The sequence below is a fragment of the Clostridium sp. C2-6-12 genome, from assembly GCF_009928485.1.
Classification (GTDB): domain Bacteria; phylum Bacillota; class Clostridia; order Clostridiales; family Clostridiaceae; genus Clostridium.
Window position 1 is genome coordinate 55,124 of the sequence record NZ_JAABNP010000023.1, and the last position, 19,138, is coordinate 74,261.

Here is a 19,138-nt window from a genome sequence, read left to right on the forward strand (position 1 = left end):
CCGTTACCACTGAGCAGTTCATAGCAATGATAATAAGAAGTAGTAAAGGCAATATAGAACCCATTAATGACAGTTGGTCCTCTGGATATATTGATTATGCTTTGAATAAAGGTATTGTAGAGGACTATGATATTACAAATATAAACAATCCAATTGAGCGTCGTTCGGCTGCAAGAATAGTTCACGATGCGCTTTTAACAGAATTTGGTGAAAAAGATGAGGATGAATGGTCGGCAGCAGAAAATCTTAGAGATTTATACGTCTGCCATACCTGCGTTATGCATATAGCACAAGTGTATGTTAAAGGCATAATCCTAGAGCATGATAATAACATGTTCCATGCACACGGTAGTATAACTTATGCAGAAGCTGCTCAAATTATTGTAAGAATGCTTGATAAGGAGCAGCGTATTCCTCAGACTCAGGGTAGAGTCTTTAAAAGTAAAACATTGTGCCCCGATGAAGCATTGGATTTGATGTTAGATAATAGTAGGGTAATGCTTATTGATGTGCGAGATAATGAAGATTATAAGATGGGGCATATAAGTGGAAGCATTTGCATACCACTAAAGGATATATGGAATAACCCTTTTTCAGTATGTGAAAGCAAGGATACTCCAATAATCCTGTACTGTCAAAAGGGCTACAAGAGTTCCTTAGCTGCAAATGCACTTATAGATGCGGGTTACAGCAGAATTTACACAATTCCAGGTATAGATCAGTATGAATATAATTTAATTAAAGCTGATTAACTTTTTAAATCAGTGTCACACTTCTATGAAACATATTATCATTGTTCCAACATAACAAAAAAAATAATAATGAGAGCCAATCCCAGTATCATCTGGACTTGGTTCTCTTCGTCTATTTAAGTACATTATATTTTTTGATCTATTATCACTGATTATTCTCATATCTTTTAGCACACCGATGTCTGAAGTAATCATACAATGCTTTAAAATGAAGAACAATCTAATTTTTTAAATTGCTATAGTTTTCTTGCTTTGATTACAAATATTAGAGGAAGCATTTTGGCTTTTTTAACAAAGTCACCTTCCTTATGTAATTTAAGCATGTCCTCGTCAGATTCTTCAATCATTTCGTCAATAATAAATCCTGCTTTTGTTAATGCGTTTATATAAGTTGATAATTTTCGATCCGATAAAGATATAGCACCTCCTTCAAGAGCAACAGAATACCATGATTCATCAAAATAGCTTTTTTTAAAAGTAAGTAAATCATTTTCCACAGCAACGCATTTATGTATTGGATGAGACCAACTGAAAATAAATACACCATCTTTTTTTAGGTAAGAAGCAATTCTGGAAAAAGTGCCCTCAAGGTCAGTAGTCCAACCAATACCGTAAACAGAATAAACATAGTCAAAATAACCTACAGGTATTCCACAATCTTCTTCCATTGGTGAACAAATTAATTTTGCAGAAAAACCATTTAAGGATAAATATTCCCTAGTTTTTTCTATTTGCTTTTCAGAAATGTCTACACCCCATAGTTCAGAAGCCTTGTGGTCTCCATGATATTTTAGAGACTGTCCCCTTCCGCAGCCTATTTCTAACAATTTTTTACCTGATACATCTCCAAAAAGATGCAATTTTTCCTCCGAAACAAATGATCCATAATTAGGAAGAGCCGTTGTACCTATAACCTCACTTCCTTTAGTGTCCCAAAAAGAACTGTTAGTTTTATGAATGTTGTTCTTGTCCATATCAATTGAAATAGCATAACCAACTTCACCAGCACCTATAATATTAGTTCTGTGATTAGAATTCTGTTTCATAACGTTTTCCTCCATTAATATTAGTTTGAAGGATAGGCGTGGAAATGTTTTTAGAGCTACCACCTCTTCTCTAGCCAAAGATGGCGCTATTCCATGAAATCGACTAAATGCTCTTGAAAAAGCTGCTTGAGATTCATATCCATAACGTATAGCAACATCAATTATTTTTTCGCCCTTCTTAATATCTATTGCAGCCATAGCTAATCGTCTGCGACGAATGTATTCAGATAATGGAATTTGAGCTAAGAAGGAAAAAATTGGCCGAAATTCCCACTCCGAGCAGTTCATTATCTTTGCCGCTACATAATAATCAATATCACAAGATAGATTATCTTCAATATAATCAAGTGCTTGGTTCATGCACTTCTGCCAATCCATAACCTCACCTCCTCGTTACAAATATATCAAGAATTCATGAAAGAATCATTGCATTAGGTGTATTTTAATGCAATGTTTTTAAGTGCTTTTTTATTTAATTTTCTATATTCCACCATGATAACATATTATTCTAGTTAATTGGTCTAATATATTAAAATAACTATTCTGTTACCTTCCTTATAATACCATCAATTAAATAAATAACTCATATTATCTATCCTTTTCTCTATTTTTTAATAACTGCAATCCAAACCTCTTGACGATTCTCCTGCATATAACACTCAATAACTGGAAGGTCATCCAATTCATATCCTGAATTAGGAAGCCATTCACTGTAAAATTGTTTATAAATTTTTTGTGTTGCATCTGGTAACTCCCCATTAGCTTCAAAAATTACCCATGTTGCAGCAGGATAAGAAAATTCTTTCATCCCATCAATTACTGGAACATGTCTACAGTTTGATACATCAACATGATTTGTTACTGCAATAATATACTCCATCTCCTCTGATTCTCCCCATTGTCCTCCTTGAGCAATTCCTAAAAATCCTGCTGGTCTGTAGTCTGGAAAATTCTCAAGAAATATTTTCATTGTTCCATTCTTCCACGAATTTTCCCAAATTTGCGGAATTACTTTAAATGCTTCTGATGTTCCTATTTTATGTGATACTCCCATTACTTTAAATGCTGGCCATTCTTCAATTTGATAATTCATATGATTTTCTCCCTTTATTATAATTTGAAAGGAAAGTTTAGGACAGGATTTCAACTGAACTGTTTCATTCCTTACATTTGAAGGCAATACTCCATGAAAATTTTTAAATGCCCTTGTAAATGAGTCTTGAGACTCATATCCATACTTTAGGGAAATATCAATTATTCTTTCTTCACTATTTAATAAATCAAAAGCTGCCATGGTCAATCTTCTATTTCTTATATATTCCGATAATGGCTTATCTGCTATATATGAAAACATTCTTTGAAAATTATAAATAGAGCATCTTGCAATTTTTGAAATAGTTTCATTAGATATCTCACCTTCAAGATTTTCCTCTATATAGTTTATTGCCTCATTTAATTGCTTAACCCAATCCATACTTATCACTTCCAATTCAATAATATCTTTTTAACAATAACTTCACTCGACATTTTCTGCCGCATTTTGTAGGCTTATAATTCTTAATTTCCTAATAAGAATTATATTCTCTTGTCATAGAAGTTACTATATTACATTTTATATAATTTTATAAATGCATAACTTGAATCACACCATCAATTTTTTTAGTACCCATTAAGCTAAAGCCACATTTGTCTATCACCTTATTTGAAGATGTATTATATATCAATGCAATAGCATTGATATCAAAGCAACCTCATACTTAATTCATAAATAAAAATGTGCCGCCCAATACAAATTAGGTAGCACACTTGCTATTATCATCTCTTCTTTTCTTGTAAAACAATTCTTTGTATACTTTTGGGTGACAAATAATATCTTTCAGAAAGGCTTTGTGTAGACATTCCGGATAAATAGTCCTCATATATTCTAGCATTTCTATTCAAAACTTCATTTTTGCCCTGGGTTAGTTCACCCCATGCAATTTTATTTTTCTCTTTCTTGGGTATATAAATGCATTCACCATCCACGTATTGTTGAATTATTTTTAATATATCTTCAGGGAAAATATCCCTAGCACTTGCATAGCTCATTATATGCTCCTCCTAAATTTAATTCTATTTTAGGATTGAGCAAAGGCTATTTTAATCATTAATTTTTATGCAATAGCCTTTGCTATGCATAAATAGCAGGTTTTTTCATAAAAGCCGTACCCCTTTCTTATATAACCATAAATCCAGTCCAAATTTACACTGAATTCTATTTTATTATATACCATTAATAGGATTAACTTCAATATATTCCATTCAGTAGAAAACTCACATTAACTGTTAAGGTTTAACCATAATTCCATAACCTCATCCAACTCTTTGCTTAACTCCTCTTTTCTAGAATATAATTTATTAAGTTCCTCATAATGTATATTTGAGTCAGTCATAGCCAATTCAGTATCTTGTATTTCTCTTTCAAGGTTTTGAACCCTTATTTCAACTTTAACTTTTTCCGCTTCATTCTTTTTAGTTTCATCAACATTTATTGGTTTATTAGCTTTTTTACTTTTTTTGATTTCATCATTATTTTTTAATTCATTACCTTTTTTAAACTCTGATGTTTCATCATTTATAGTGTTAAGCTTTAATTTCTCTGTAATTTCCTTATAGTAATCATAATTACCAAGATAACTTCTAAAAGCATTATCTTCAATTGCAATTACCCTTTCACTTATTTTATTAATAAAATATCTATCATGAGATATGAAAAATATAGTTCCTTTAAAGTCTTCTAGAGCTTCCTCAAAAGTTTCTATTGAGTCAATATCAAGATGATTAGTTGGTTCATCCAATATCAATAAATTTACATCTTCATATAATAACTTACTAAGCTTTAATCTTATTCTTTCTCCCCCAGATAAATGCTTTACTTTTTTAAATACACTTTTATCATAAAACATGAATTTAGACAAGTATTCTCGTGCTTTTCCTTCTAGCATTGAAATATCTTCTCTGAAGCACTCTAGTACAGTAAGTTCCTCATTTTTAAAGATAATTTGCTGTGGCAAATATGCTACTCTTACATTAGCACCTAATTCCACTACACCGCTATCTGGCTCTTCTTCACCTAAAAGTATTTTTAGTAAGGTAGTTTTACCGCTACCATTTGGACCAATTAATGCTACTCTTTCACCAAAATTAATTAATAAATCTACGTCTTTTAAAATAACTTTATCTTCAAATGATTTAAAAAGTCCTTCAGCCTTAATTGTTTCATTGCCAGATCTTTCAGTTTCTTTAAAAATAAGATTCATATTATTTTTTTCAAGCTTTGGTTTTTTAGTTCTTACATATTGACCTCTAGTTCTATAGTGTTTGTCACTTTCAGTGTTACTATTTTTCATTTTATCAAGTCTTTTCTGTAGACTAGAAGCTCTTTTAAACAATTTATTATTATCTACTCTATTTGCCCAATCCCTCAGCTCCTTTATAGTGTTTTGTATAGTTTTAATCTCTTTCTGCTGTTCTTTATATTGATGAAATTGTTCAAACATATTCTTTTCTTTTTGCTCCACAAAATCAGAGTAATTTCCTTTATAAGTCTTACTCTCCATATCTTCTATTTCTACAATCTTTGTTACTACATTATCTAAAAAGTATCTGTCATGAGATACAATAATTACAATACCCTTGTAGTTCTTCATATAAGCTTCAAGCCATTCAATTGACTCCATATCTAGATGATTTGTAGGCTCGTCTAGTAGTAATATATCTGGATTATCAATTAATAGTTTACCAAGGACAACCGTAGTTTTTTCACCACCACTTAATAAATTAAATTCCTTATTTAAAAAGCTTTCATCTAATTTTAATCCCGTACAAATCTTATTTAATTTTTCTTCTGTATTATATCCATCTTTAACTTCATATAATTCAACCAATTTACTATACTGTTTTAAAGCTTTTTCTAAATTATCAGTTTCTAAACATTTCATTTTTTCTTCTAGCTCACGCATTTTCTTCTCTATTGTGTAAACTTCATCAAATGCTACTTTTAGAACATCAATAACTCTCATACCATCTTCATATTGAGGTATTTGTTCAAGATAAGCACACCTAGCTTCTCTAGGTACACAAACAAAGCCTTCATCATATCCATAACTTGAGGTTTGGGGATAACCTGAATAGTAATTCATTTGCTCTATTCCAGCTATTAGCTTAAGAATAGTACTCTTTCCACTTCCATTAACCCCTACTATACCAACTTTCTCTCCTTCATACACTTGAAAATTTATATCTTTAAGCACAAGAGTTGCATCCATATACTTTTTTACATTAATTAACGATAATTCGAACATAAAAAATTCCTTCTTTCATCCTTATTTTATTCATACTCTTAATGGATAGGCAGAGAAGGTTCTTAAGTCTATGAACTATAGTTAATTAAAAAAACTGTAAGAAGCTCAATCTCTCCTTACAGTCTAAAAATCCTCTATTACTCTATATGCTTCAACAATAAAACTACACTTGCATTAACCATAATACATAAACATATATCACACTATTAATGTAAAAATCTTATTAAACCATATATATTATAATTTATTGAAATATGATATAAGCAGAAATCTAGGAATGTTAATAAACTCTTCTTATTATGCTTATATAATCTACACTAAAGCTTCTCTAAAAATTTTAGCTTAATATTTCAAAATACATTGATTTAAAGTTAAAAAATATAATTTTGAAATATCCTATAAATTATAATGTTGAATTTCAGTAAAGTAAGTTACCTTCTAAATGCCTTATTTCATAAAGAGCATAACAATAAAACCTAAAATAATTAGGCAAATTAAACTCATCATAAAATACATATTAAATTAAAATAATTTTAAAATTATATTTTAATCAATATTAGCAATTAGCTGGTGTCATAACTTACTCTCTCCTTTCAACATGTTTTTTTCTTTATTATATAAATCTTCTTTCTAAGTATATCTTATCAGTTCTATATACTACATAAAACCTCATTCTTATTTCATAAAAAAGAATGAGGTTTTATGTGTTATTACATATAATTTGATATTATATTTTATTTATGATATGTTTCACCGTATCAGTAGCAAGTGATAACCATTTTATTACATCTGTTTTTAGTATTACGATATATACAATATTAGTAGTCTTCTGTTTAACAACCACCATATTATAATAATTTATAACTAATTTAATTTATTTTATTTCGGTTTTACAAGTAATTAAATTAGAATAATTAATTGCCCATTTACATAAGTCATTTAAAATTGGCAAAAGACTCTTTCCATAATCTGTGAGTGAATATTCCACTTTTGGAGGCACTTGGCTATAGATAACTCTATTTATAAGCTGTCTTTCTTCTAGAGCTCTAAGCTGTTGAGTTAACATTTTTTGTGTTATATTAGGTAAACTTCTTTTTAGCTCATTAAAACGCATAGTTTTTTTTCCTAAATGCCAAATAATAAGATTTTTCCATTTACCACCTATTACATCTAATGTTAGCTCCATAGAACAATTATATTGAATACCTTTAAATTCCATCATTTATAACTCACCTCATATATCTTCAAACACTACCTATGGTATACAAATAGTAACCATGTTCCTAAAAAGTGCGTACTTGTTAATATTAACGTAATAATATAAATTATATTATATCACAGAAACTTGAATGTGATGTAAAAATTGTTAAATAGCTAGGAGTGAAATTCAATGAATTTAATTAATGTAAACCAATCAAAATGTATTAAATGCGGAATTTGTGCAAGTGTATGTCCTTCAAATGTTTTATCTATAGACAAAACTGGTCCTAAAGTCATTAATGCTAATAACTGTCTTGCTTGTGGACAATGTGTCGCTGTATGCCCCAATGAAGCACTAGATAATATAAAATCACCTATAGCTAATCAAACTGATATAGATAACTTTCCAGTTATAAATTCAAAAACTGCAGAACATTTTCTTAGATCAAGACGTTCAATCCGTTGTTATAAAGATACTTCCGTACCTAGAGAAAAACTACTGGAATTAATTAACATTGCTCATTATGCACCTACTGCAAGTAACAGTCAAGCAATCTCCTATATTATTGTTGAAAGTAAGAGTATATTAGAAAAGGCCATTAAAATTATAGTTGAATGGATGGAACAACAATTAGAAACATCTTCTCATCATTGGAGTTTTTCAAGACATATAGAAAACTATAAAACTTACGGAATAGATTCAATCTTACGTAACGCTCCTCATCTTATAATCGCAACAGCTCCAAAGAATTTTAAAAATGGAAGAGAAAACACTATTTCAGAGCTTACTTACGCTGAACTATATGCAACTACTATTGGACTTGGTTCTTGCTGGGCTGGATTATTTGAATTTTGTGCATTTTCTAATTATTCTCCACTGATTTCTCTATTTAATATACCTGAAGATATAGTTATCACAGGAGCTATTATGGTTGGTTACCCAAGATATAAATATAAAAAACTAGTAGACAGAAACCCCTTAAAGGTAAAATTTATAAGTAAATAACTTTTAAACAAGATAACCCCAATCTGCTAACAAATTGGGGTTATCTTGTATCTTTAATACTATATTGCTCAATCTTTAAAGAACCAAATATAAATCTTAATTACTTATTTCACTTCATAACGTAGCACGTTCCAGCTCAGTGGTGGAAACACAACTTTATTTGCGTCAACCTTGATTTCTTTAGGTATTATTCGCTCTGGATTCTCAAAAGTGTTTGTAGCAAGAGGCTGACTATCATGCATTTGGATATGCTGAACAAGCTTTACGCTGTCAAATTGGAGCTTACAGTCAAATTCTACACTCTCACGCAGGCTCAAGTTTACAGCAAACACTGTAACCATTCCAGTTTCCTCATCATAAACGCTCGCTGTCTGAATAAAAGGTTGTTCTCCAAATCTGCTGGTCTTCTTCATTGGACTTTCTAGTGCAGGGCGAAGAGCAACACCTCTAGCATACGTTGCAGCTTGCTGGAAGGGATAAAATGTGGTCTGCTTGTAAGTACCACCGTTAGAATCCACTGCAATCATGCTTCCGATTACAATAGACTGACAGGCAATTTTTACACGGTCGCACTTATTGATGAAAGTTATGAGCAAGCTACCTAGCAACACAGCATCTATTAGGTTCATAGTAAAAACAGGCTTACCACTCTTTGTGATTGTACGCTCACTCCAATCTAATCCCTCTGCCGTTGCAGTCTGACTAGATATCACACCCCATTCATCAAAGCATATATTGATTGTTTTATCTGAGTATTTCCTACCCTTCACAAAATCTGCAGCTGCACAAATGGTATCTATAAAGTTACCCATATCTTTTGAGATGCAGGGCAAATCTTCTGGAGTGAACTGCGAAGGAAACATAGTTCCTTTAACGCTCTCTGGATCATAATTGTAGTAACGATGTATTGAAAGATAATCAATTTTTTCATAACAATGTTCCAGCACGATACGATCCCAGTCTGGATATGATGGATGACTTTTGTCATTGGCACAGCTGCCACACGCTACCAATTCAATATCCGGATCTACAAGTCTCATTTGTTTAGCAGTCTCATAGGCTACACGACCATATTCTTCTGCTGTCTTTTCTCCAAGTTGCCAAGTGCCATCCATCTCGTTTCCCAAGCACCACATCTTTATATTATGAGGTTTCTCATGACCATATTTTTTTCTAAGATCACTGAAATAAGTGCCACCTTCCATGTTGGTATACTCAATCTCATAAGAGGCCTCTTCTGGTGTCCCTGTGCCAAGATTAACAGCCAGCATTGGCTCTGAACCTATCTTCTTCACCCAGTCAGTGTATTCATCAATACCCATTTGGTTAGTTTCTATTTTCCTCCACGCCTTTTCAAAACGTACTGGACGCTCCTCCTTGGGCCCAATTCCGTCCATCCAGTGATAATTGGATACTAAATTGCCACCAGGATAGCGAATAACAGTTGTATTCAGTTCATTCATCAGCTGCAACACATCTTTCCTTAAGCCTTGCTCGTCAGCTGTTGGATGATCGGGATTATAAATATCGCCATAAACAATATCCCCTATTGATTCAATAAATGTACCAAATATTCGCTTGTCCACCTGATCGATCGGAAAATCCTTATCCAATTTTAACTTTGCTTTTTTCATTTAATTCTCCTCCATTCATAAATAGTATTGACTAGCTTTCTTCAACTTTCCAGTCTAATTTAATGCATCCATATGTCTATCTGCAAGAAATCGTTTTCATTGAAAACAGTAAATACTATAACATCTACTCAATAATAGTTACTAACCTTAGGCTTTACACTAAGATTCAAATTACCTATTTATCCAAAATTATACATCGTTAACTTTAATTATACAATGATGTTTAATAATATAAAATTGATATATACTAATATTAAGCATATGAAAGAAAATCACCCCAAAAAAAATCCCAGATTCAAACGAATCATTATCATCTGTTTTTACATTATAGCATTAAAAGCAGAAACTTTTTATAACTTAATTGCTTTTGTGGTAAAGAAAGTAGGAATATATTTATCTAGAGGTGAACCACCTATATCCTCATAAAAACGTGTAATCAAAAACCCAACATCAATTTGACCTTGAATCAAGTCATTCAAGGAATGTCCAAAACAAACTCCTTCATTTACAGTTACTCTTTCAAACTCTTCTTTGGTAAGACTTGCAAATGTTTCATCATTAAATACAGATAAATCTTTCATATCACCTTGTATGGTTTTAATTTTTAATCCATCACGTTGTGCAACAAATTCGTCCTTTTCTAGCCGCTTTTTGCAGTTATCAAATACTGTAACCTCTGCACCCAATGCAGCAAGTATAGGCCTTTGTTGGTGTAATAACAACATCCCATGTCCCCTTTTGGGCTAATTCAATAGTTTCACTACTTACTGGAATAGTCCATTGATAATTTGCATCTGAAAAATTATCCCAAGCTTTTTCATTGAATTTTATATAATTGTCTATATTATCCACCTTATCCCTCCATATGCCTCATTTATTATAGTTTAATCAAATCCAGCCTATGATAAAAGATACTAACTTGCTATAGTTGTTTTATGCACAAAACTTCTACAAATTCAAAACTTGCAGAAGTTTTATTTATTACATTTTCTTTTTCAATTCTGATTTTTATATTTTTATTAATAATTTCTTGCTTTATGCCAGTTTTACTCCCCACGGTGGTTTTTCCGAAAGAGGTTTTACCCACGGAGGTAACAACTGTTGCTAGCCTTCTGAAATTAGTAAAAGTCTACATCACTTATGGTACGGTTCACCATATCAGTAGCAAGTGATAACATTTTTTATTTCTCAATTATATAACAAGTTCTTTTATTTAAAATAAAAAGCACCTGTCTAGATGCTTCTTATTATTATATTCTTATATATTACAACTCTGATTATTTTGCGTAGTAGATAAGCATAGAAAGAATGACTTCTTCACTTCCTATATTTCTATATGCATGAGTTATATCCGCCTTAAATCTAATGGAATCACCTTCCTTTAAAGCATATACAATATCACCAACTGCAACTTCCACATTACCACTAAATACAGTTATATATTCTTCTGTTCCAGTAAGATGTGCTTCCGCTTGCAAACCACCCTCTGGAGCAATCACGATACGATAAGTTTCAAATAACCGTTGTTCATCAAATTTGAATAAAGGATAATTTATATATCTACCTTCATCCTCCACTATTGGAGTAATACCTTTGAGTGGCAAAATAGTTGTTTGCTCCTGAGATTGTTCAATTAGAGACGTAAACGAAACCTTATACCCATTAGCAATTTTCCACAATACTGACAAGGTTGGATTTACATCCCCTTTTTCTATTTGTGCTAACATACTACGAGATACTCCAGTAGTTTTGGAAGCCACATCAAGAGTCAATTTCTTTTGTTCTCGAATACGCTTTATATTTTGAGAGACTGCAATATTAATATCCAAAAAATCTTCTCCCTTCATCATTGACAACATATAATACTAATAGTACAATATATTGTAATCTTTATATGTTGTACTATTAGTACATTATATCACTACAAATTAGAGGAGGCAAAGAAAATGTTTAGTTGGGTCAACTTTCTTACCTATGCAATCATCACTGCAATAACACCTGGACCAAATAATATTATGTCCATGTCTACTGCAGGTCGTTTGGGTTTCAAAAAATCACTACCTTTTAATCTAGGAATATGGGCAGGCTTTTCCATTGTAATGCTAATTTGCACGCTATTTAGTAGTATGCTTTCTTCTGTGTTACCAACGATTAAAATGCCAATGCTTATTATTGGTGCCGGATATATGCTCTATTTATCTTTAAAAACATACAAAAGTTCTCCTGAAATTGAGGATAATCATCAAGGAAGTGGCTTTGTATCAGGTTTGGCTTTGCAATTTATTAATCCCAAAATCTATATCTACTGCATAATTTCAATGGAGGCATATATATTGCCATATTATTCTAACCAAAAACTTTATTTATTTGGTTTTGCCCTACTGCTAGCTTTTATTGGTTTTTCATTTACGTTAGCCTGGTCTGCATTTGGATTAATATTCAAGCAGCTATTTTCAAAATATGCAAAGATAACCAATACAATCATGGCACTTTTACTAGTCTATTGTGCAATATCTCTATTTTTGTAAAAGCTGTAGATAGCACAAAATATAATTAATGGTTAGTTCGTAGTTTAACTTTACCATTGCGAATTAATTCTAGCATATTTTTAAGCAGTATTTTTATATTTTTTTATATGCAAATTTTTATATTCACAGGATTTATCATCAGCTTTCTTCTTGACACAAAATAAGAAGGAGAACCTCCTCCAGTTCCATCTGGGTTTGGTTCTCCTCCATTACTTAGGTAACTTATTAAGTTATCATTTATATTAAGCTCTATTGATTCTATATCCCTAGTCTTGTTTATGGTTATTTTTGAAATCAGCATGTGCAATAGTCTCTTTTGCTGCTCCCTTGATGTAAGCTCAGATAACATCTTACTGAAACTTGATAGTATCTCTCTTACAAACTCATACGAAACCTCTTGTACACCATCATCTAGTATGTTGCTCTTTAGGTTGTTTACCTCCTGTTGGAGCATTTCTTCTCTTGATGTTATTTCTGCCATTCTATCTGAGAAATCTTTTTTAGTTATTATGTCATCCTCATAGGCTTCAAACACCTTTTTCTTCTTAGCTTCTAGCTTGTCTAGTTCTTTCAAAATCTTTTCTAGTTCATCTTTTGAAGGGTCTACCATCGCTTTTCTAGTTGAATTTATGTTTACTACTATATCTTTGATTAACTTATCATTATTTAGTAGTTCTGATAGCTTACCAAACACATACTCATTAGCTTTATTAACATTGATTGAATTACTATGACATACTGCAGTTCCTTTGTTCTTCCAAGCACCACAACAGTAGTATTCTATCCTATGTCTTGTACCATCTTTTCTTGCCTTTGAACTTCTCATGATGACCACCCCAGAATAGCATACAGGACATTTTAGGATTCCCGTCAATGGAAATTCACCATCATATATCCTAGAAGGTTTTCCCTTACTATCTTCCATCATTTTTTGTACCTTATCCCAAAGCTCTTGGTCTATTATTGCTTCATGGATACCATCTACTATTAGAGGCTTAGGGTTTTTATGCCTTCTTCTTTTCTCGCTCCAATTTTGTAGGACATTGTACCTTATTTTCCCTATATATACTGGATTCTTTAGTATGTCTTTTATTGCATTGACCGAGAACGGATTACCTCTTTTAGTTGTGTATCCAAACTGATTCAATTTATTAGCTATTGCTTTATAACCATTCCCTTCTGAGTACATAGAAAAAATAGTTCTAACGATTTCTGCTTCAGCTTCATTTATAACAAGCTCTGTATCTTTTCTTTTTTTATTAGTCGAACCATCTTTTCCCTTCAAATTGTATCCCAGTAAAATATTACCATTCCAACGACCTTCTCTAGCCCTGGCTAGCATTCCCATCTTCACATTCTGAGCTATTGTTCCACGTTCTAGCTCTCCAACTGCTCCCATCATTTGCAATGAGAATTTCCCCATAGGTGTTTCCGTTTCAAAGTTCTCTGAATATGATTTGAAAGATATGTTATTTTTCTCTAGCAAGTCCACTATTTGAAGCAAATTTAACATATTTCTTGCTATTCTATTTATCTTCCATGTAATTACCATATCAAACTTTTTTTCGTCTGCCTCTTTGAGCATTTCTTTCATTGCTGGTCTTGCATCTATTGATTTACCACTTATACCTCTATCAGAGTATACCTTGAATATAGTATAATCATGATCTTCACAAAACTTCTTCAATAGACGTTCTTGCTCTTCAAGACTATAGCCTTCCTCACTTTGTTCATTTGTGGAAACTCTTGTATATATTGCCACTCTCTTTGACATTTTCATCCCCATCCTTATTATTATATTTATTAATACTAACTTTAAGGATGAGTTTAGATATCACCTCAATTATTTCATTTACTGTTGCTTGTTCCTTTTTAGTTTCCATCTTTTAATCATCCTTTCTAGTATCAAATTTATAATATATATTTAATAAACATTTATGATTCATTTAGTAACTATTTGTTTAGTATTGGGTCTTGGAATTTTCTGTGTTCCAAAACCCTTATTAGTTACATTAATATATCTTCTATTTCTAATGGCACATTTCCAAAATAAAATAGACTTATTACTTCATACTCATGTATTTCAAAAACATTTAGTATCTTTGTTGCTGTATTTATGTTAGTTTCAACACATGAATTTAGCTCTGATATTGTATTTGCATGAACATGATTTGCATAGGTTATTTTGAATTTTACTAAGGTTTCCTTCATGTTTATAGATACATCTTCTATGCTTTTATCTTTCATTAAATTGCTAATGTACCTTATCGTTTTTACATCTGTAAGATGCTCCTTGGAAACTTTTATTGTGAATCCATAGTTCATAGCTCCATCTTCACTATTAGAATTGCCATTTCCTTGTGAAAATTCTATGCTAGATTTTATCTTATTTCCTTCAAAGTTATCATTTACACCTATTTCAAAGTTATACATTACACAAAACTCCTTCTCTACTGCATTTATTTTAGGAGCCTTGGAGCTTTTATTGCTCCAAGACTTGTTTTTGTCATTACTTGATTTTTACTATTATTACTGGTGAATCTTCACTAGTCGTATATTGTATGTTACCAAATGTCATTGAGGTTCTATTGGAAAAGTCTAGCTCAAATGCTTCTGCAATTTCTGTTACCAGTGGTGTTGAGTACACTATCGCTTTTCCATTGCTGTCTTTCACATTGAAGTCATTACTGTTGTTAGGTAGATTCGCTCCAATTATTACACTTGTATCTGTGAATGCAAATTGCAAAGTGCTTGGCTTTCCAAGATGTTCATATCCTTGTTTTGCAATTGTAGCTCTATTGCCTGTTTGAGCTTTTACTACTGAGAAACCACCCTTATTGGAAATTACTCTTGTGCTATTCTTAGCCGAACATGGAGTTGCATTCCTTACAATTTCAGCCACATTAGCTTCTTCTATTGTTACAATTTCTTCTGTATTTTCTGCTATAGTTGCTTCTAGATCTTGTCCTTCTGTTACTGTTGCTTCTGCTTGTACATTTGCTTCTTGTGTGTTTTTATCCATATTTGCCACTTCCTCATTCATATTATTTTCTGCTTGTATTCTTCTTTTTACTGACATATTACATTCTTCCTTTCTCCACTTAGCTTGCATATTTTTTAGACTTTTCCCCGTGTTCCCTTTTTGTTTTTTCAAATTCCCCTCTGCTGAGTCCTTATATTATCTAGCTTTACCCCACTTTCCCCTATTTCCCTTAGAAAATTGACTGTATTCTATTATTTTAAATTCCCAAAACTCTTATTTATTTATATTTATTTTGATAGGGTTTTAGGGGAAACTAGGGCAATTCCTTATTTTATCTTGGTTGGCAAGAGGGGCTTCTTTCCCCTCTCCCCCCTAGCCAACTTGATTTACATGGCTACTTTCAACATATTCTCGTAGTTCTAGTATAGGTATTTTTAAGATATACACTGTATCACGCTTGCCTTGTGAGCTTACAGTTGCACGATTTGTATTTTTACCAACCTCGGTTATCAAATAACCTTTTTCTTTCCATTCCTTAATAACGACTCTAACATCTTCATAGTTTAAGTATCTTAATTGCTTTTCTAAAACATTTTTTAATACTGCAACCTTATAGAATGTTACTTCTGAATTAATCTTTCCCCAACAATTTCGAGGTGTATAAGCACTATCTTTGAACTTAAACTTAGTTATATTTTGATTTATTAGCTGTATAACGTCTGTGAACGCTTTTTCACCAATATCTCTATCTTCAATGCTTTCACTTTCATTATCAGCTAGAAATTTCAATACTGCTTCTAAGTCAATTTTTAAGTCCAAAGCTTCATTTGCTATATCTCCACCAGTCATAATAGTTGCAAATTTATCCGCAACTCTATTCTTAAATGGATTATCAGGTATTACTTCTAAGCATTTACCTTTCCAATATTCCCATTTATCATCTATTATGCTAAAGCCTTTATTAAATATATATTTCATATACTCAACTCCTGCATAACCATAATTTTCGCTTATTACAGCCTTTATGTTGTCTGCATTCTTAGCCGATTTAGTCCATTCAACACCTTCAAAAGTAAAAGCTCTAACTCTTAAGCCTCCATTATTGTTAGCTCTTTCAAAAATTGATTGCTCACCAGTTGAAATTATTGTAGTTGCCCATTTAGGTCTCCTTCTTTGAGTTATCGTATCTGTTAGACGAGCTTTTTCTTCTCCAGCTGTCATTGTATATACTTCTCTAGACATATCCTTATTTCTTACCATCGAAAATTCATCAAAAACTAGAGGTATTCCAAAGTTTCGTCCAAGAGAATTTATTATGGCATTGGTTGTTCCGTTCCAAGTTCTGAATAGACCTTTTCCTTTAGTATCTGGTACTCCAAATGGTGATATTGCAGCTTTACTAGCAGTTGTCTTACCAGTTGTGCTTTTTCCTGCCATATGAAATATCAATGTATCTGTGTGTTTATCTTTCCTATACAGATAGCCTACAATTGGAGCTGAGAATCCTATACTCATCATTGCTTCAAGTGCCGTATTTCCTTTTATTTCGTTGTGAAACATATCAGTCCATGCTTTGAGCGTTCCACTGCAAGACAAATTGAATGTTGGATCTTCTAAGTTATTAGTAGCTTTAACATTTGGATTATTTGTAATTAATTCATTTAGCCTGAATTCTAAATTTCCGTTACTGTCCGAATGCCATCCTACATTATTGTAAACATATTTACACCCAACTAACTTTAATTGCTCCATTAAGTGTCTAGCTATAAATTTTTCATCTTCTGGTGGAATATCTACACCATACTTTAATAAGTCTGCTATTTTACTTGATTTAAGCATTTCCATAGTAACGTCTATAGTCTGATATGAACCTTGATATTTATAGATAAGCCTTATATATGCTTCTTTTGTATCTATATTGTAAATATTCTTACCAATAGCAATAGGCTCACATTTTTTTACATCTTGAACTTTACCATATACAGTCATTGGCAAATACAGTCCATTGTCATTTAGCTTGACTTTTCCAAATTTATGTTCTATGCCACTTATTAATTCTTCTGGATTTATTACTAATGCTCCCATATTCTTTTGTCTCCTTACATTGCCAATCTATCTAAGGAACTGATATAACCTAGGAAGGCTATACCACCATTCCTAAGTTATATTATTTTAATCTTCATATTCTTGAACATTATCATCTACATTTTGTTTTTGAAGCTTAAAAGTTTCATTGTTTTCCTCTTCCAATTCATCAACACTAAAAACACTTGAAATATTAGAAAATATTCCGTTTTCTGTTTTGTTATTTCTAATTTCAATTCCAACTTCTTTACCAATTATATCGTCTGGAGTAACATCTTCGATTCTTCCAGCTGTCGCCATTAACAATTGATACATTGGTTGGCTTGGATAATGTATTAGCAAGAAATTTTGAAACATTGTCTTTATATCTCCATCATCCATATATATTCCAAATTCCACCTTAGCTCTTTGAGTTATACCTGTAGGTGTTTTTACTGGAGAAGTTGCAGTGATTCCCTTTATTTTAGCTTTCCTTATTTCACCATCATTAAAAGTACTATAAGCTTGTCTCAATTTTAATATTGTATCATTATCAATTAATTCTATTAGGCTCTTAGGTTTGACCTTTCCTGATACTATCTTCTTAACTGCCATTATTAAATCACTCCTCAATTTAAAGACGTCTTTCAAATTATAAATATACCGGTTATTTGATTATTACATACAACTCTTTCATTGTAACCTCGCCTCAGATACCATCAGAGCCGACTACAGTAAATAATTTGAGATAAAAAAGACTCCGTAAATGTTTTCATTAAAATTTGCATACTTTTTTTCCATTGCTAACCCATTAAAAAAAGCTTAAAACCTTAAACCCACCACTCTCCCATAAGCTCCTTTATTCTTTAATTTGCTACCATTTTCATTTTTTTTAGAAAAAAAGATAGAAATCCTATCTTTTCTTATGTTCTAAAGGAGCTTCTTCACAATCTCTTTTGATACATCAAACTTATTCATTATAATTCCTGTAATCTCACCTTTTGAAAGTCCTTCTTTAATCAACTCAAAAATTAAAATTGTTATTTGTATTATAATAACTATATTCTTCATTTTTTCAGCTCCTCTTGAAATATTCTCTTAATGCAAAAGAACTCCCTAAGATTAATTCATCCTAAAGAGTTCTTTTGTTTATATAATATATATTTACTTTTACCTTAGACTTTTACTCATCGTCCCTTATCCATCGACCGACTTCTCCACATCTAGGACATTTCAATCTCGTAACATTCGATAATGTGTTTGTCCCTGTTGCATTTTGTTTTGGAATTCTTTCTACTATGTCTCCTAACAATTTACCTAAGCCTGAGAATATGGCTTCTCCACTTGACATCTTATAACCGCAATTACCACATTTTTGACCACTCATTGTTGTTCCTCCTAGAATTTCACTAATTTATAACACTTTTCACATATCCATATTTTTTTATTTGCCAAAGTTACTATTCTTTTAGTTGCCATATTCTTATGACATAACTCACATTTCTTTAACAAATTAATCTTTTCAAATATATTACTCATCGTAATCCTCAAAAATAGCTTTATATTTTATTATTAAACTAAT

General features: G+C 31.7%; 22 protein-coding genes. 3 read left to right on the plus strand and 19 right to left on the minus strand.

The window, feature by feature from the left end; translation table 11 throughout:
* Positions 1 to 26 precede the first annotated feature (26 nt).
* On the plus strand, positions 27 to 752 hold the full coding sequence (locus GXK56_RS17930) for a rhodanese-like domain-containing protein (RefSeq protein WP_243156171.1): 726 nt from the start codon (positions 27 to 29) through the stop codon (positions 750 to 752).
* Positions 753 to 767: 15 nt separating this feature from the next.
* On the opposite strand, the gene GXK56_RS17935 is transcribed toward GXK56_RS17930, so the two are convergent.
* The 6 genes from GXK56_RS17935 to GXK56_RS17960 all read right to left on the minus strand — a co-directional run bounded on the left by GXK56_RS17935 (position 768) and on the right by GXK56_RS17960 (position 7,363).
* Entirely contained in the window at positions 768 to 914 is a 147-nt protein-coding gene (locus GXK56_RS17935) for a hypothetical protein (protein ID WP_207710277.1), read from the minus strand.
* A gap of 74 nt (positions 915 to 988) precedes the next feature.
* On the minus strand, positions 989 to 2,176 hold the full coding sequence (locus GXK56_RS17940) for a helix-turn-helix domain-containing protein (RefSeq protein WP_160689927.1): 1,188 nt from the start codon (positions 2,174 to 2,176) through the stop codon (positions 989 to 991).
* A 226-nt stretch (positions 2,177 to 2,402) separates the two neighbouring features.
* Complete coding sequence (locus GXK56_RS17945; protein ID WP_160689929.1) at positions 2,403 to 3,272, minus strand: AraC family transcriptional regulator; 870 nt, start codon at positions 3,270 to 3,272, stop codon at positions 2,403 to 2,405.
* Between the two features lie 341 nt (positions 3,273 to 3,613).
* Positions 3,614 to 3,886, minus strand: a complete 273-nt coding sequence (locus tag GXK56_RS17950; protein ID WP_160689931.1) for a CD3324 family protein — start codon at positions 3,884 to 3,886, stop codon at positions 3,614 to 3,616.
* Between the two features lie 230 nt (positions 3,887 to 4,116).
* A complete protein-coding gene (abc-f, locus tag GXK56_RS17955) occupies positions 4,117 to 6,141 on the minus strand; it encodes a ribosomal protection-like ABC-F family protein (protein WP_160689933.1) in 2,025 nt (674 codons plus the stop codon).
* Between the two features lie 874 nt (positions 6,142 to 7,015).
* Positions 7,016 to 7,363 (minus strand): helix-turn-helix domain-containing protein, encoded by a 348-nt coding sequence (locus GXK56_RS17960; protein WP_160689935.1) that lies wholly within the window; start codon positions 7,361 to 7,363, stop codon positions 7,016 to 7,018.
* Between the two features lie 168 nt (positions 7,364 to 7,531).
* Between GXK56_RS17960 and GXK56_RS17965 the strand changes: the two genes are divergently transcribed.
* A complete protein-coding gene (locus tag GXK56_RS17965) occupies positions 7,532 to 8,347 on the plus strand; it encodes a nitroreductase family protein (protein ID WP_160689937.1) in 816 nt (271 codons plus the stop codon).
* Positions 8,348 to 8,451: 104 nt separating this feature from the next.
* On the opposite strand, the gene GXK56_RS17970 is transcribed toward GXK56_RS17965, so the two are convergent.
* The 5 genes from GXK56_RS17970 to GXK56_RS17980 all read right to left on the minus strand — a co-directional run bounded on the left by GXK56_RS17970 (position 8,452) and on the right by GXK56_RS17980 (position 11,840).
* Entirely contained in the window at positions 8,452 to 9,981 is a 1,530-nt protein-coding gene (locus tag GXK56_RS17970) for an alpha-L-arabinofuranosidase C-terminal domain-containing protein (RefSeq protein ID WP_160689939.1), read from the minus strand.
* A gap of 350 nt (positions 9,982 to 10,331) precedes the next feature.
* Complete coding sequence (locus tag GXK56_RS17975) at positions 10,332 to 10,706, minus strand: hypothetical protein (RefSeq protein ID WP_243156172.1); 375 nt, start codon at positions 10,704 to 10,706, stop codon at positions 10,332 to 10,334.
* Complete coding sequence (locus GXK56_RS28260) at positions 10,642 to 10,833, minus strand: hypothetical protein (protein WP_243156173.1); 192 nt, start codon at positions 10,831 to 10,833, stop codon at positions 10,642 to 10,644. Before GXK56_RS28260 ends, GXK56_RS17975 begins: the two co-directional genes overlap by 65 nt.
* A 70-nt stretch (positions 10,834 to 10,903) precedes the next feature.
* Complete coding sequence (locus GXK56_RS28585; protein ID WP_279283132.1) at positions 10,904 to 11,038, minus strand: hypothetical protein; 135 nt, start codon at positions 11,036 to 11,038, stop codon at positions 10,904 to 10,906.
* A 220-nt stretch (positions 11,039 to 11,258) separates the two neighbouring features.
* Positions 11,259 to 11,840 (minus strand): XRE family transcriptional regulator, encoded by a 582-nt coding sequence (locus GXK56_RS17980; protein ID WP_243156174.1) that lies wholly within the window; start codon positions 11,838 to 11,840, stop codon positions 11,259 to 11,261.
* An 87-nt stretch (positions 11,841 to 11,927) separates the two neighbouring features.
* On the opposite strand from GXK56_RS17980, the gene GXK56_RS17985 reads away from it, so the two are divergent.
* Entirely contained in the window at positions 11,928 to 12,509 is a 582-nt protein-coding gene (locus GXK56_RS17985) for a LysE family transporter (RefSeq protein ID WP_160689941.1), read from the plus strand.
* Between the two features lie 103 nt (positions 12,510 to 12,612).
* Here the strand turns inward: GXK56_RS17985 and GXK56_RS17990 are convergent, their stop codons facing one another.
* The 8 genes from GXK56_RS17990 to GXK56_RS18025 form a co-directional block, all read right to left on the minus strand.
* Positions 12,613 to 14,283: a recombinase family protein gene (locus GXK56_RS17990; protein ID WP_160689943.1), complete on the minus strand. Its 1,671-nt coding sequence runs from the start codon at positions 14,281 to 14,283 to the stop codon at positions 12,613 to 12,615.
* Positions 14,284 to 14,516: 233 nt separating this feature from the next.
* Complete coding sequence (locus GXK56_RS17995; protein ID WP_160689945.1) at positions 14,517 to 14,942, minus strand: hypothetical protein; 426 nt, start codon at positions 14,940 to 14,942, stop codon at positions 14,517 to 14,519.
* A 76-nt stretch (positions 14,943 to 15,018) separates the two neighbouring features.
* Complete coding sequence (locus GXK56_RS18000; RefSeq protein ID WP_243156175.1) at positions 15,019 to 15,663, minus strand: amidophosphoribosyltransferase; 645 nt, start codon at positions 15,661 to 15,663, stop codon at positions 15,019 to 15,021.
* Between the two features lie 201 nt (positions 15,664 to 15,864).
* Complete coding sequence (locus tag GXK56_RS18005) at positions 15,865 to 17,577, minus strand: DUF927 domain-containing protein (RefSeq protein WP_160689949.1); 1,713 nt, start codon at positions 17,575 to 17,577, stop codon at positions 15,865 to 15,867.
* Between the two features lie 87 nt (positions 17,578 to 17,664).
* Positions 17,665 to 18,171: a hypothetical protein gene (locus tag GXK56_RS18010; RefSeq protein WP_160689951.1), complete on the minus strand. Its 507-nt coding sequence runs from the start codon at positions 18,169 to 18,171 to the stop codon at positions 17,665 to 17,667.
* A 315-nt stretch (positions 18,172 to 18,486) separates the two neighbouring features.
* Complete coding sequence (locus GXK56_RS18015) at positions 18,487 to 18,627, minus strand: hypothetical protein (RefSeq protein WP_160689953.1); 141 nt, start codon at positions 18,625 to 18,627, stop codon at positions 18,487 to 18,489.
* A 112-nt stretch (positions 18,628 to 18,739) separates the two neighbouring features.
* The gene (locus GXK56_RS18020; protein WP_160689955.1) at positions 18,740 to 18,943 is read right to left on the minus strand and encodes a hypothetical protein; all 204 of its coding nucleotides are present in this window, start codon (positions 18,941 to 18,943) and stop codon (positions 18,740 to 18,742) included.
* An 11-nt stretch (positions 18,944 to 18,954) separates the two neighbouring features.
* A complete protein-coding gene (locus tag GXK56_RS18025; protein WP_160689956.1) occupies positions 18,955 to 19,095 on the minus strand; it encodes a hypothetical protein in 141 nt (46 codons plus the stop codon).
* Between the last annotated feature and the right edge of the window lie 43 nt (positions 19,096 to 19,138).